At 73.0% G+C, this 14441-nt stretch carries 10 protein-coding genes; 9 read left to right on the top strand and 1 reads right to left on the bottom strand.

Features of this window, described 5'->3' with window-relative positions:
• The first annotated feature begins 319 nt into the window (after positions 1-319).
• The 5 genes from ABZ497_RS18785 to ABZ497_RS18765 all read left to right on the top strand — a co-directional run bounded on the left by ABZ497_RS18785 (position 320) and on the right by ABZ497_RS18765 (position 8222).
• Positions 320-2059: an IucA/IucC family protein gene (locus ABZ497_RS18785; RefSeq protein WP_359806563.1), complete on the top strand. Its 1740-nt coding sequence runs from the start codon at positions 320-322 to the stop codon at positions 2057-2059.
• Positions 2060-2139: 80 nt separating this feature from the next.
• On the top strand, positions 2140-2763 hold the full coding sequence (locus ABZ497_RS18780) for a GNAT family N-acetyltransferase (protein WP_359806560.1): 624 nt from the start codon (positions 2140-2142) through the stop codon (positions 2761-2763).
• A gap of 61 nt (positions 2764-2824) precedes the next feature.
• Positions 2825-4288, top strand: a complete 1464-nt coding sequence (locus tag ABZ497_RS18775; RefSeq protein WP_359806487.1) for a SidA/IucD/PvdA family monooxygenase — start codon at positions 2825-2827, stop codon at positions 4286-4288.
• 7 nt (positions 4289-4295) lie between these two features.
• Entirely contained in the window at positions 4296-6089 is a 1794-nt protein-coding gene (locus ABZ497_RS18770; protein WP_359806557.1) for an IucA/IucC family siderophore biosynthesis protein, read from the top strand.
• A 12-nt stretch (positions 6090-6101) separates the two neighbouring features.
• The gene (locus ABZ497_RS18765; protein ID WP_359806485.1) at positions 6102-8222 is read left to right on the top strand and encodes an ATP-dependent DNA helicase; all 2121 of its coding nucleotides are present in this window, start codon (positions 6102-6104) and stop codon (positions 8220-8222) included.
• Positions 8223-8324: 102 nt separating this feature from the next.
• Here the strand turns inward: ABZ497_RS18765 and lexA are convergent, their stop codons facing one another.
• The gene (gene lexA, locus ABZ497_RS18760) at positions 8325-9110 is read right to left on the bottom strand and encodes a transcriptional repressor LexA (RefSeq protein ID WP_329492269.1); all 786 of its coding nucleotides are present in this window, start codon (positions 9108-9110) and stop codon (positions 8325-8327) included.
• A gap of 437 nt (positions 9111-9547) precedes the next feature.
• On the opposite strand from lexA, the gene nrdR reads away from it, so the two are divergent.
• The 4 genes from nrdR to ABZ497_RS18740 all read left to right on the top strand — a co-directional run bounded on the left by nrdR (position 9548) and on the right by ABZ497_RS18740 (position 14301).
• Positions 9548-10045: a transcriptional regulator NrdR gene (gene nrdR, locus ABZ497_RS18755; protein WP_329489838.1), complete on the top strand. Its 498-nt coding sequence runs from the start codon at positions 9548-9550 to the stop codon at positions 10043-10045.
• Positions 10046-10372: 327 nt separating this feature from the next.
• On the top strand, positions 10373-13264 hold the full coding sequence (locus ABZ497_RS18750; RefSeq protein WP_352294728.1) for a vitamin B12-dependent ribonucleotide reductase: 2892 nt from the start codon (positions 10373-10375) through the stop codon (positions 13262-13264).
• Between the two features lie 221 nt (positions 13265-13485).
• Positions 13486-13731 (top strand): RNA polymerase subunit sigma-70, encoded by a 246-nt coding sequence (locus tag ABZ497_RS18745; protein WP_359806481.1) that lies wholly within the window; start codon positions 13486-13488, stop codon positions 13729-13731.
• A gap of 3 nt (positions 13732-13734) precedes the next feature.
• On the top strand, positions 13735-14301 hold the full coding sequence (locus tag ABZ497_RS18740; RefSeq protein ID WP_359806479.1) for a Clp protease N-terminal domain-containing protein: 567 nt from the start codon (positions 13735-13737) through the stop codon (positions 14299-14301).
• Positions 14302-14441: the final 140 nt, after the last annotated feature.

Here is a 14441-nt window from a genome sequence, read left to right as displayed (position 1 = left end):
GGAGGTCACCGATCTGTGACGAACGCCCGGTTGGCTCGTTGGCACGGCAGGTCCTCCCTCCTGAGTGTTGAACTCTCACCGCTCTTCACTCGGACGAGTGAGCAGCCCTTGTCATCACCCCTCAGGGATAGCTAACCCTTACCTGACGCGACGGTGCGAGCGCCCGCCACACCCTCTCCACCACCAGCGCGCGTCCGCACCCCACGCGCCACAAGGAGCAGCCTTGAGCACCGCCGTCACCGGAGCCCCGCCCGAAGCCCCGACGCGCCACCCCACCCCGGTCCAGCCCGCCGGGGTCCGGCCGGCCGCGGCCCGCCCGGTGCCGCCCGACCCGCTGCTCCATCCGGACCCGGCCGTCGCCGCCGAACAGGCCGGTCTGGAAGCCCTGCTGCGGTGCTGGGCCCGGGAGACCGGCGCGGTACCCGGGGCGGACGGGCGGCTGCGGATCGCCGTACTCGGCGGCGCCGCCCGGCTGCTCGCCCCGGTCCGCTACTGGTCGCCGGCCGGCTGGCACCGCTTCGGCCCGGCCACCCTCGCGGTCGGTGAGGGCACCGCCGCCGCCCCGGTGGACGCCGTCACCGCCGCCGCCCTGCTCGCCGCCGCGGCCGCCGACCGCCCCGACCCCGGCCAGGTCGCCGACCTCGCCGCCCGGGTGGCCGACTCGGTGGTCCGCACAGCCGACATCCTGGCCCACCGCCGCACCGCCGCCGCCCCCGGCGGGCCGGAGGGCTCGCAGTTCCTGGCCGCCGAGCAGTCCCTGCTGCTGGGCCACCCGCTGCACCCGACGCCCAAGAGCCGCGACGGCCTCGGGCCCGCGCAGAGCGCCGCGTACTCCCCGGAGCTCCACGGCTCCTTCCGGCTGCACTGGTACGCCGTCGACCGCGACCTGCTCGCGGCCGGTTCGGCGCTGACCGAGAGCGCCGACCGGATCACCGCCCACCTGCTCGGCGACCCGACCCTGGTGCCGCCCGGGACGGCCGCCCTCCCGCTGCACCCCTGGCAGGCCCGCGAGCTCGCCCTGCGCCCGGCCGTCGCGGAACTGCTCGCCGACGGGCGGCTGCGCGACCTCGGCCCGGCCGGTGACCCCTGGTACCCGACCTCCTCGGTGCGCACCGTCTACCGGCCCGGCACGCCCTGGATGCTGAAGCTCTCGCTCGGCCTGCGGATCACCAACTCCCGGCGGGAGAACCTCCGCAAGGAGCTCCACCGGGGCCTGGAGATGCACCGGCTGCTGGAGACCGGACTGGCCGCCGAGTGGCGGGCCGCCCACCCCGGCTTCGACATCGTCCGCGACCCGGCCTGGATCGGCGTCGACCACCCCGCGCTCGGCGACCCCGGCGGGCTGGACACCGTGCTGCGCGCCCAGCCGTTCGCCCCGGGCGACCGCGCCCTCTGCGTGGCCGGGCTGGTCGCCGAACAGCCGCTCGGCACCGGCGACACCGTACCGTCGCGGCTCGGCGACACCCTGCGGGCGCTCGCCGCGCGCTGCGGACGCCCGCTGCCCACGGTGGCCGCCGAATGGTTCCTGCGCTACCTGGACGCCGTCGTCCTGCCGGTGCTCTGGCTGGACGGCCAGGCCGGCATCGCGCTGGAGGCGCACCAGCAGAACAGCCTCGTCCTGCTCGACGCCGACGGGTGGCCGCAGGGCGGCCGCTACCGGGACAACCAGGGCTTCTACTACCGGCAGAGCGCGGCCGACCGGCTCACCGCCCGGCTGCCCGGGCTCGGTGCCCGGAGCGACACCTTCCTGGCCGACGAGGTGATCGACCACCACTTCGCCTACTACCTCGGGATCAACCACGTCCTGGGCCTGATCGGCGCCTTCGGCTCGCAGCGGCTGGCCGACGAGTCGGTGCTGCTGGCCGCCCTGCGCGGCTTCCTGTCCGGACCGCGCGTCGCGGCCACCGGGTCCGCGCTGCCCGCGCTCCTGCTGGACGCCGCCACGCTGCCCTGCAAGGCCAACCTGCTCACCCGGATCAACGGCCTGGACGAGCTGGTCGGACCGGTGGCCACGCAGTCCGTCTACGTCGACATCCCCAACCCGGTGGCCGGCGCGTGAACTCCCGCGCGAGCGGCTCCGACGACGGCTGCGGTACCGGTGAAGGTCTTGAGGACGTTTCCGGTGAGGGCTCCGACGGCGTGTCCGCCGAAGGCCCCGACGGTGTGACCGACCGGGGCCCGATGGCCACCGGCGCGGGGGAGTTCCGGCTCCGCCCGGTCCGGCTGCCCGCCGACCTGGAGCTGCTCGCCGGGTGGATGAACGACCCCGAGACCGCCGCCTTCTGGGAGCTCGCCGGGCCGCCCGCCGTCACCGAACGGCACCTGCGGGCCCAGCTCGACGGCGACGCCCGCAGCCTGCCCCGCCTGGGGCTGCTCGACGGCGCCCCGATGAGCTACTGGGAGATCTACCGCGCCGACCTCGACCCGCTCGCCGCGCACTACCCGGCCCAGCCCCACGACACCGGCGTCCACCTGCTGCTCGGCCCCGCCGACTGCCGGGGGCGGGGCCTGGGCGCGACCCTGCTCGCCGCGCTGGCCGACCGCATCCTGCGGGCGCGGCCGCGCTGCCGGCGGGTGGTCGCCGAGCCCGACGTCCGGAACCTGCGCTCGATCCGTGCCTTCGAGCGGGCCGGCTTCACCCGGGCCGCCGAACTCGACCTGCCCGACAAGCGCGCGGCGCTGATGGTCCGCGACCGCGGTCCGGACCGGCCAGGCCGGGTGCCGCCGGACCGAGCCCCCGCCGCCCGGCCGCCCGCCGCCTGACCGTGCCCCCTCCGCCGCCCGCCCGCCCGCGACCGACCCCGCCGAGGACACCTCCGACTCCATGGACACCCCAGCAGCCCCACCCGCGCCGTACGACCTGCTCGGCGTCGGCATCGGCCCGTTCAACCTCTCGCTCGCCGCGCTGGCCGAACCCGCCCCCGGCCTGCGCACGCTCTTCTGCGACCAGCGCCCGGAGTTCCGCTGGCACCCCGGGATGCTGGTCGACGGGGCCCGGATGCAGGTCCCCTTCCTCGCCGACCTGGTCTCCCTGGTCGACCCGACCAACCGCTGGTCCTTCCTCAACTACCTGCGCGAGCAGGACCGGCTCTTCCCGTTCTACTTCGCCGAGCGCTTCCAGCTGCCCCGCCGGGAGTACGACCACTACTGCCGCTGGGCGGCCGAACGGCTCGGCAACTGCCGCTTCGGCACCGAGGTCACCGCGCTGCACCGGGACGGCGCGCTGTACCGGGCCGAACTCCGCGACACCGCCACCGGCCGGCGCACCGAGGTGCACGCCCGCAACCTCGCGCTCGGCGTCGGCACCCGGCCGGTGCTGCCCGAGGCCTTCACCGCCCTCGACGGCCACCCCCGGGCCTTCCACTCCGCCGACTACCTGGACCGCCGGGCGACCCTGGACGACGCGCGCGACATCACCGTGGTCGGCAGCGGGCAGTCCGGCGCGGAGGTCTTCCTCGACCTGCTGCGCCGGGTGGGGGAGGGCGTCCGGCTGCGCTGGCTCACCCGCACCCGGGCGCTGGCGCCGATGGAGTACTCCAAGCTCGGGCTGGAGCACTTCACGCCCGACTACACCCGCTACTTCCACGGCCTGCCCGGGCCCGTCCGGGACACCCTGGTCGAGTCCCAGTGGCAACTGCACAAGGCCGCCAGCGCCGAGACCCTCGCCGAGATCCACGACCACCTGTACGAGCGGACCATCGGCCGGCCGATCGACGACGCCCCGGTCGAGATCACCCCCGGCACGGCCGTCACGGACGCCCGGCCCGGCCCCTGCGGCGGTCTCGAACTCCGCTGCCGGCACGGTGACTCGGGCGTCGAGCACGTGCTGCGCACCGACGCCGTGGTGCTCGCCACCGGGTACCGCGCCGCCCGCCCGGCCGCCCTGGAGCCGCTCGCCCACCTGATCGACTGGGACACGGCCGGGCGCTACCGGGTCGACCTCGACCACCGGGTCGCGACCCTGCCCGACCTCGTCGGCGGACTGTACGTACAGAACGCCGAGTTGCACACTCATGGCGTCGGCACTCCCGATCTCGGGCTCGGCGCCCACCGGGCCGCCGTGATCCTCAACGCCGTCGCCGGCCGGACGGTCCACCGGCTGCCCGAACGCACCGCCTGGACCGGCTTCGCACCACCCGTCACCCCCCTCACCCCCGTCACCCCCGCCACCCCCGGTGGCTCCACCGGCCCTGCCGCCCCCGCCATGGGCGACGTCCCCGCCACCGCGGACGTCCCCGCCGTTCCGCGACCCCAGGAGTGGACCCGTGCCGCAACCGCCGGCCGCTGAACCCCCGCTGTACCTGCCCCCGCAGCTCACCGCCGGGCACTGGGCGCGGGCCGGCCGCGCGCTGCTGGCCAAGATGCTCGGCGAGTTCGCCTACGAGGAGCTGATCACCCCCGTCCCCGCCGGCCCCGACGGCTACCTGCTCCGGCTGCCCGAGGCCGAGTACCGCTTCACCGCCGGCCGCGGCGCGTACGGCGGCTGGCAGGTCGTCCCGGACTCGGTGCGCTGCTCCCGGCCGGACGGCCTGGACCCGCTGCGCTTCCTCCCCTACGCCCGGCACACCCTCGGGCTGCGCGGCGACACCACCGGCCACCTGATCCGCGAACTCACCGCGACCCTGATCGCCGACGCCCACCAGCTCGCCACCGCGCTCACCGCCGCCGAGCTCGCCGACCTCGGCCACCCCGAGCTGGAGGGCCGGCAGGGCGGCCACCCCTGGATCGTCCCCAACAAGGGCCGGCTCGGCTTCTCCGCCACCGACGCCGCCCGCTGGGCACCGGAGGCGCGCACCCCGCGACCACTGCCCTGGATCGCCGTGCACCGCCGGCTGGCGCAGTACCGCGGCGTTCCCGGCGTCGCCGAGCCCGAGCAGCTGTACGCGCGCGAGCTCGACGACCCCGCCGCCCTGCGCGCCGTCCTCGGCCCGGACGCCGACGACTACCTGCTGCTGCCGGTGCACCCCTGGCAGTGGGACGAGACCGTCGTCCCGCTGTTCGCCCCGTGGATCGCGAGCGGTGAGATCGTCCCGCTGCCCACCGACGGCGACCTGCGGCTGCCCCAGCAGTCCATCCGCTCCTTCTTCAACCGGAGCCGGCCCGACCGCTGCACCGTCAAGCTGCCGCTCGCCATCCTCAACACCCTGGTCTGGCGCGGCCTGCCCACCGAGCGCACGCTGGCCGCGCCCGCCGTGACCGCCTGGATCCACGGGATCCGGCAGGCCGACCCGTTCCTGCGCGACGAGTGCCGGATCGTGCTGCTCGGCGAGATCGCCTCCGTCACCGTCGACCACCCGCTCTACCGGGAGCTGCCGGAGGCGCCCTACCAGTACAAGGAACTGCTCGGCGCGATCTGGCGCGAGCCGCTCGGCCCCTGCCTGGACGGCGGCGAGCGCGCCCGCACCCTGGCGGCGCTGCTGCAGACCGGCTCCGACGGGCGGGCGCTGGCCGCCGAGCTGATCGCCCGCTCCGGCCTCACCCCCGCCGCGTGGACCGCCCGGCTGTTCGCGGCGATGCTGCCGCCGCTGCTGCACTTCCTCTACCGGTACGGCCTGGTCTTCTCCCCGCACGGGGAGAACGCCATCGTGGTCTTCGACGAGCGGGACGCCCCGGCCCGGCTCGCGGTCAAGGACTTCGTCGACGACGTCAACCTGAGCGACCAGGACCTGCCCGAGCTGCGCGAGCTGCCCGCCGAGGTGGCCGAGGTACTGCTGCGCGAGGACCCGCAGGGCCTCTGCCAGTTCCTCCACTCCGGCCTGTTCATCGGCGTCTACCGCTACCTCGCCCCGCTGCTGGAGGCGCAGACCGGACTGCCCGAGGCCGAGTTCTGGGCCCTGCTGCGGGCCGAGATCCTGCGCTACCAGGAGCGCTTCCCCGAGCTGCGCGAGCGGTTCGAGCTCTTCGACCTGTTCCGCCCGCGGATCGACCGGCTCTGCCTCAACCGGAACCGGCTGCTGCTGGACGGTTACGGGGACCGCCCGCACCGCCCGCACGCGGCCCGGCACGGCACCGTGCCCAACGCGCTGGCCGCCGCGGGAGCCGCGGTGCCGCACGGCCGGCGGGACCGGATTGTCACCCCCGCCCCGTAGGCTGGGTGGGTCATGACGAACGACTCCGAATCCCAGCCCCCCGCCGACGACGAGGCCGACGGGTCGGCCGCCGCCGGCGCGGTCGAGGCCGTCCCGCGGGCCCAGCTCCCCGAGCTGCTGCACGCCGCCGTGGCCGCCGTCGGCGGCGTCGAGCGCCCCGGCCAGGTCAGGATGGCCGAGGCCGTCGCCGACGCCGTCGACAACGGCGAGCACCTGCTGGTGCAGGCCGGCACCGGCACCGGCAAGTCCCTCGCCTACCTGGTGCCGGCCCTCGCCCACGGGGACCGCGTGGTGGTCGCCACGGCCACCCTGGCGCTCCAACGCCAGCTGGTCGAGCGGGACTTGCCGCGGACGGTGGAGGCGCTGCACCCGGTGCTGCGCCGCCGTCCGCTGTTCGCGATGCTCAAGGGCCGCTCCAACTACCTCTGCCTGCACCGGGCCAACGAGGGCACCCCGAGCGAGGAGGGCGAGGGCCTCTTCGATCCGGTGGACGCCCTCGGCGGCCCCACCGGCAAGCTCGGCCAGGACGTCATGCGGCTGCGCGAGTGGGCGGACGAGACGGAGACCGGCGACCGGGACGACATGAGCCCCGGCGTCTCCGACAAGGCCTGGGCCCAGCTCTCGGTCACCTCCAAGGAGTGCCTGGGCGCCACCCGCTGCGCGTACGGGCAGGAGTGCTTCGCCGAGAAGGCGCGGGAGCGCGCCAAGCTGGCGGACGTCGTGGTCACCAACCACGCGATGCTGGCGATCGACGCCCTCGAGGGCGCGCCGGTGCTGCCGGAGCACGAGCTGCTGATCGTCGACGAGGCGCACGAGCTGGTCAACCGGGTCACCGGCGCGGCCACCGCCGAGCTGACCGTCGGCGCGGTCAACCGGGCGGTCAAGCGCGCGGCCAGGCTGGCGAACGAGAAGGCGGTGGACGCCCTCCAGGGGGCCGCGGAGAACTACCACGGCCTGATGGAGACCGCCCAGCCCGGCCGGGTCGAGGAGCTGCCCGAGTACCTGGCGTACGCGGTCACCGCGATCCGGGACGCCAGCCGGCAGGTGATCACCTCGCTCGGCGAGACGCGGGACAAGGCGCTCACCGACGAGGACGCGGTGCGCAAGCAGGCGATGGCCTCCGCCGAGGCGCTGCACGAGACGGCCGAGCGGCTGCTGGCCGACTCCGAGTACGACGTGGTCTGGATCGAGCGCAGCGACCGGTACGGCCTGGGCACCGCCTCGCTGCGGGTCGCCCCGCTGAGCGTCTCCGGGCTGCTGCGGGAGGGCCTCTACAAGGAGCGCTCGGTGGTGTTCACCTCCGCCACGCTGAAGCTCGGCGGGGACTTCACCGGCGTCGCCGCCTCGGTCGGCCTGCCCTCGGAGGCTCGGCTGCCGGACCAGCGCACCGAGGGCGACGCCCCCGAGGCCGCCTTCGGCGAGGACGCGGTGCCGCACTGGCGCGGCATCGACGTCGGCTCGCCGTTCAAGTACCCCAAGCAGGGCATCCTCTACGTCGCCCGGCACCTGGCCGACCCGGGGCGGGACCCGGAGCGCCCCGACATGCTGGACGAACTCGCCGAGCTGATCGGCGCGGCCGGCGGGCGGACGCTCGGCCTGTTCTCCTCGATGCGCGGCGCCCAGGCCGCCGCCGAGGCGATGCGCGAGCGGCTGGACAACCGGATCCTGCTCCAGGGCGAGGACACCCTGGGTGAGCTGATCCGCGAGTTCGCCTCGGACGCGACCACCTGCCTGTTCGGCACGCTGTCGCTCTGGCAGGGCGTGGACGTGCCCGGCTCGGCCTGCCAGCTGGTGGTGATGGACCGGATCCCGTTCCCGCGCCCGGACGACCCGCTGATGAGCGCCCGCCAGCGGGACGTCGAACAGCGCGGCGGGAACGGCTTCATGGCCGTCGCGGCCACCCATGCCGCGCTGCTGATGGCGCAGGGCGCGGGCCGGCTGGTCCGCGCGGCGGACGACCGCGGTGTGGTGGCGGTGCTGGACCCGCGGGTGGAGACCAAGCGGTACGGGAGCTTCTTCCGCTCCTCGATGCCGGAGTTCTGGTACACCACCGATCGCAACCAGGTGCGCCGCTCACTGGCGGCGATCGACGCCTCCGCGGCGCCGGTGCGGCCGGTGGTCAAGCGGGGCTGAGGCGTCGGTCGCCCCGAGAGGCGGCCGCCGCCCGGGCACACCGGAGGGGCTCCCCGCACCGTGCGGTGGAGCCCCTTCCCGGTGGGCGCCGTACCGGGCGGCTCAGAGGCGGCGCAGCACGGCGACGACCTTGCCCAGGATGGTCGCGTTGTCACCGTTGATCGGCTCGTACGCCGGGTTGTGCGGCATCAGCCAGATCCGGCCGTCCTCGCGCTTGAGGCGCTTCACGGTCGCCTCGCCGTCGATCATCGCGGCCACGATGTCGCCGTTCTCGGCGACCGGCTGGCGGCGGACGGTCACCCAGTCGCCGTCGCAGATGGCGGCCTCGATCATCGAGTCGCCGCGCACGGTCAGCGCGAACAGCTCGCCCTCGCCGACCAGCTGGCGCGGCAGCGGGAAGACGTCCTCGACGGTCTGCTCGGCCAGGATCGGGCCGCCGGCGGCGATCCGCCCGACCAGTGGCACGTACGAGGTGGACGGACGCCCGGCCGTCTCGGCGGTGTTGGGGCGGGCCACCTCGACGCCGCGGACCTCGTAGGCGCGCGGGCGGTGCGGATCCCGGCGCAGGAAGCCCTTGCGCTCCAGGGCCATCAGCTGGTGGGCGACCGAGGAGGTGCTGGACAGGCCGACGGCCTGGCCGATCTCCCGCATGGACGGCGGGTAGCCGCGGCGCTGGACCGAGTCCCGGATGACCTCGATCACCCGCCGCTGGCGCTCGGTCAGCCCGGCCTCGTCCGTCCGGATGCCGGGGGGGCGGCCGGGTAGCGAGCGCGCGGGGACCGGGTGGCTGTCGTCCAGCACGGCGGCGTGCTCGATCGGCTGGTCGGGAACGCGGCCCGGATGGGAAATGGCCTGGCCGGAGAGGCGGTGTTCTTCGCTACGGTCCATGCTGTCCACACTCTGCTGATTCGTGGTGCGCTGCCCCACCTTGAGCTGGGAGTGTTCCTGCACCGGGATGGTGTTGCTTTCGATCGTGTTCACGGCGGCCCCTCTCGACGGCTGTCCTCTCCCCTTTTCCAGCCCAACGGCACCTCCTATCGAAAGGTTGCGCCAAACACACGTTCGAGTGAATTATTCGGGAGTTGGCTGACTCGATCAAGGCTTTGTTGTACATCGCTTAAATGTTCGACTCGAACGCGACTCCGGCAGTCTAATCGGCGCCGACACGCCAGGGGTATCGCTTCCCCCCTGGACCCACATGTAGTGGTTACAGTCCTCTCCGGGCCCAGTACTAGTGGTCACGTCGCATGATCCGCTTGGCGGTGCCGGGTCCTCATCGCATAGACTCGACCAGTCCGCACGTCCTGCCCGGGAGGGATCTTCAGGTGCACTGCCCCTTCTGCCGGCACTCCGACAGCCGCGTCGTCGACAGCCGGACCACCGAAGACGGCAGCTCGATCCGCCGTCGCCGGCAGTGCCCGGACTGCGGCCGCCGTTTCACCACGGTGGAGACGGCCGCACTGATGGTCATCAAGCGCAGCGGCGTCACCGAGCCGTTCTCCCGGGAGAAGGTCATCTCCGGAGTCCGCAAGGCCTGTCAGGGCCGCCCGGTCACCGAGGACGCCCTCGCCCAGCTCGGCCAGAAGGTCGAGGAGTGCGTGCGGGCCACCGGCAAGTCCGAGCTGACCACCCACGACGTGGGGCTGGCCATACTCGGACCGCTCAAGGAACTCGACGTCGTCGCCTTCCTGCGCTTCGCCAGCGTCTACCAGGCGTACGACGGACTGGAAGACTTCGAGGCCGCCATCGCGGAGCTCCGCGCCGAGCGGCCCGTCCCCGAGGCGGACGGCGCCTGCGTGCCCGTCGCCGCCGCCGCGCCCTAGGAGGCCGGCTCCGCACCACCGGCCCCTCGGGGCCTTTCGTCCCACACCAGCCACACCAGCCACACCAGCCGCACCGGCCCTTCGGGGCCGACAGCACCACGCCGGCCCCTCGGGGCTCACAGCACCACATCAGCCACATCAGCCACATCAGCCACATCAGCCGTACCGGCCCCTCGGGGCCGAGGCGTGCCCGGAAACGGCGCACAGAACACCACAAACCGTGCGGGTACAGGCAGGTCGTCTCCTGTCCGCACACCGGAAGACGAACCAGCGGTGCCCGGACTTTTCGGGGCACTTTGGGCGTTTGCCCAGGAGGAGGAGCGAGAAGTGACAGACACCACGAGCGGTTCCGCACGCGGGTCGAAGTCCGACAAGACCGTGACCAAGGGCGCCGGCAAGGCCCCCAAGGGCGGCCTGCGGATCGAGCGCATCCACACCACCCCTGGCGTCCACCCCTACGACGAGGTCCGCTGGGAGCGGCGTGACGTCGTCATGACCAACTGGCGCGACGGCTCGATCAACTTCGAGCAGCGCGGCGTGGAGTTCCCCGACTTCTGGTCGGTCAACGCCGTCAACATCGTCACGTCCAAGTACTTCCGCGGCGCCGTGGGCACCCCGCAGCGCGAGTGGAGCCTCAAGCAGATCATCGACCGCGTGGTGCTCACCTACCGCGCCGCCGGCGAGAAGAACGGTTACTTCACCACCCCCGGTGACGCCGAGACCTTCGAGCACGAGCTGACCTACGCCCTCCTCCACCAGGTGTTCAGCTTCAACTCGCCGGTCTGGTTCAACGTCGGCACCAAGCAGCCCCAGCAGGTCAGCGCCTGCTTCATCCTGGCCGTCGACGACTCCATGGAGTCGATCCTCGACTGGTACAAGGAAGAGGGCATGATCTTCAAGGGCGGCTCCGGTGCCGGCCTGAACCTCTCCCGGATCCGCTCCTCCAAGGAACTGCTCTCCTCCGGTGGCAACGCCTCCGGCCCGGTCTCCTTCATGCGCGGCGCCGACGCCTCCGCCGGCACCATCAAGTCCGGCGGCGCCACCCGCCGGGCGGCCAAGATGGTCGTGCTGGACGTCGACCACCCGGACGTCGAGGCCTTCATCGAGACCAAGGTGAAGGAGGAGGAGAAGATCCGCGCCCTGCGCGACGCGGGCTTCGACATGGACCTCGGCGGCGACGACATCGCCTCCGTGCAGTACCAGAACGCCAACAACTCGGTCCGGGTCAACGACGAATTCATGACCGCCGTCGAGAACGGCACCGAATTCGGCCTGCGCGCCCGGATGACCGGCGAGGTCATCGAGACCGTCGACGCGAAGAAGCTCTTCCGCAAGATGGCCGAGGCCGCCTGGGCCTGCGCCGACCCGGGCATCCAGTACGACACCACCATCAACCGCTGGCACACCTGCCCGGAGTCCGGCCGCATCAACGCGTCCAACCCCTGCTCCGAGTACATGCACCTGGACAACTCCAGCTGCAACCTGGCCTCGCTCAACCTGATGAAGTTCCTGCGCGACGACGACTCGTTCGACGCCGAGCGCTTCGCCAAGGTCGTCGAGCTGGTCATCACCGCGATGGACATCTCCATCTGCTTCGCCGACTTCCCGACCGAGAAGATCGGCGAGACCACCCGCGCCTACCGCCAGCTCGGCATCGGCTACGCCAACCTCGGCGCCCTGCTGATGGCCACCGGCCACGCCTACGACAGCGAGGGCGGCCGCGCCCTGGCCGGCGCCATCACCTCGCTGATGACCGGCACCGCCTACCGCCGCGGCGCCGAACTCGCCGGCGTGGTCGGCCCGTACGACGGCTACGCCCGCAACGCGGCCCCGCACCGGCAGGTCATGAAGCAGCACGCGGACGCCTCGGTCGCCGCCGTCGCGGTCGACGAGCTGGACGCCCCGGTCTGGGCCGCCGCCACCGAGACCTGGCAGGACGTGCTGCGCCTCGGCGAGCAGAACGGCTTCCGCAACGCCCAGGCCTCGGTGCTCGCCCCGACCGGCACCATCGGCCTGATGATGGACTGCGACACCACCGGCGTCGAGCCCGACCTGGCACTGGTCAAGTTCAAGAAGCTCGTCGGCGGCGGCTCGATGCAGATCGTCAACGGCACCGTGCCGCGCGCCCTGAAGCGCCTCGGCTACCAGGACGAGCAGATCGAGGCGATCGTCGCCCACATCGCCGAGCACGGCAACGTGGTGGACGCGCCCGGCCTGAAGACCGAGCACTACGAGGTCTTCGACTGCGCGATGGGCGAGCGTTCCATCTCCCCGATGGGGCACGTGCGGATGATGGCGGCGATCCAGCCGTGGATCTCCGGCGCCATCTCCAAGACCGTCAACATGCCCGCCGCGGCGACCGTCGAGGACGTCGAGGAGATCTACTTCGAGGCCTGGAAGATGGGCGTCAAGGCGCTCGCCATCTACCGCGAGAACTCGAAGGTCGGCCAGCCGCTGTCGGCCAAGAAGAAGTCCGGCGACGCGAAGGCCGAGACCGAGGCGGCCCCGGTCGCCGCGGTCGAGAAGATCGTCGAGTACCGCCCGGTCCGCAAGCGCCTGCCCAAGGGCCGCCCGGGCATCACCACCTCCTTCACGGTCGGTGGCGCCGAGGGCTACATGACGGCCAACTCCTACCCGGACGACGGCCTCGGCGAGGTCTTCCTGAAGATGTCCAAGCAGGGCTCGACCCTCGCGGGCATGATGGACGCCTTCTCGATCGCCGTCTCGGTCGGCCTGCAGTACGGCGTGCCGCTGGAGACGTACGTCTCGAAGTTCACCAACATGCGCTTCGAGCCGGCCGGTCTGACCGACGACCCGGACGTGCGGATGGCGCAGTCGATCGTCGACTACATCTTCCGCCGCCTGGCGCTGGACTTCCTGCCGTTCGAGACCCGTTCCGCGCTCGGCATCCACTCCGTCGAGGAGCGCCAGCGCCACCTGGAGACGGGCTCCTACGAGCCGCTGGAGGCCGAGGAGCTGGACACCGAGACCCTGGCGCAGTCCGCGCCGGTGGCCCCGGCGGCTCCGGCCGCCCCGGTGGCCAAGCCCGCACCGGCCGTCGAGGCCCCGCGCAGGGCCCACAACTCGACGGAGCTGATGGAGATCCAGCTCGGCCTCAACGCCGACGCGCCGCTCTGCTTCTCTTGCGGCACCAAGATGCGCCGCGCCGGCAGCTGCTACCTCTGCGAGGGCTGCGGCTCCACCAGCGGCTGCAGCTGATCCGGCCGCCGTGCCGGCCCGGTGCCGGATGACAGCCTGAGCGGCTGAGTTCCGCGAGGCGGGGCGAGGACCTTTCGAGGTCCTCGCCCCGCCTTTTGCGTTGCCCGGACACCGGGGCGGCCCGGTCGGGCGCTCGTTGTTCGCGCGGTGGAGCGCTGCGGATCCCGGGGTAGCTGTCAACCAGGGTTGACACGCGACGGGCGTCAACCTAAGTTGACGATATGAGCGAGAACGGAGAACTCGCGGCGGCCGCGAGCAGTCGGGATCCCGCGGTGGGGCTCCGGGCCGTGCGGGCGCTGCGCGACCTGGCCGATCGCCTGGAGGGCCTGCAGGTCGGGAACGCCCGCGAGCAGGGGTGGTCCTGGCAGGACATCGCGGTCTGTCTCGGGGTGACCAGGCAGGCGGTGCACAAGAAGTACGCCCGGCGGAGTGCCGGGGGTACCGCGAGCGAGAAGGACGGAGGCTGAGCGATGTTCGAACGCTTCACCGACGATGCGCGGCTGGTGGTCGGCCAGGCGGGCCGGGAGGCGGCGCAGCTCCGGCACGGGCAGATCGGCACCGAGCACCTGCTGCTGGCCGTCGTGGCGATGCCGCACGATCCGTCGGCGGCCGTGCTGGTCGAGGCGGGGCTGGACCATGCCGCCGTGCGGCGGGCGGTGCGCCGGCTGCTCGGCGGGGCCGACGACGCGCAGGCGCTGGCGGCGATCGGGGTCGATCTGGACGCCGTCCGGGAGGCCGTCGAGTCGGCGTTCGGGGAGGGGGCGCTGGACGCTCCGGCGGAGGGTGCGGAGGCGAGGCGGCGGGGCTGGTTCCGGGTCGACGCCAAGGGCGGCCGGGTGCCGTTCACGCCTCGGGCGAAGAAGGTGCTGGAGCTGTCGCTGCGCGAGTCGCTCCGGCTGAAGTCCGGCCGCATCGGCGTCGGGCACCTGCTGCTCGGGGTGGTCCGGGAGGGGGAGGGGCTCGGCGCCAGGATCATCGCCGATCACGGGCTGGACTTCGCGGCACTGCGCCGGGCGGTGGATGCCACCTTGAGTTGATCGAGGTGCGACGGTGAGGTCGCCAATCGGTGCACGAGCCGTGAACGAATGATACTGCCCGTCAACTTGCCCATTGAGGGCAGGAGCTGAATGGATATGATCGGCCGAAAGCGTGAACCGATCAGCCGCCCGGAGACGTT

This window comes from Kitasatospora sp. NPDC005751 (assembly GCF_040630835.1).
Classification (GTDB): domain Bacteria; phylum Actinomycetota; class Actinomycetes; order Streptomycetales; family Streptomycetaceae; genus Kitasatospora.
This window is presented reverse-complemented; position numbering and strand designations above follow the sequence as displayed.

Bases quoted from the DNA above. Each gene is read 5' to 3' on its own strand.
- ABZ497_RS18775 (WP_359806487.1), top strand. From the start codon at position 2,825: ATGGACACCCCAGCAGCCCCACCCGCGCCGTACGACCTGCTCGGCGTC.
- ABZ497_RS18740 (WP_359806479.1), top strand. From the start codon at position 13,735: ATGTTCGAACGCTTCACCGACGATGCGCGGCTGGTGGTCGGCCAGGCG.
- ABZ497_RS18765 (WP_359806485.1), top strand. From the start codon at position 6,102: ATGACGAACGACTCCGAATCCCAGCCCCCCGCCGACGACGAGGCCGAC.
- ABZ497_RS18745 (WP_359806481.1), top strand. From the start codon at position 13,486: ATGAGCGAGAACGGAGAACTCGCGGCGGCCGCGAGCAGTCGGGATCCC.
- lexA (WP_329492269.1), bottom strand. From the start codon at position 9,110: ATGGACCGTAGCGAAGAACACCGCCTCTCCGGCCAGGCCATTTCCCAT.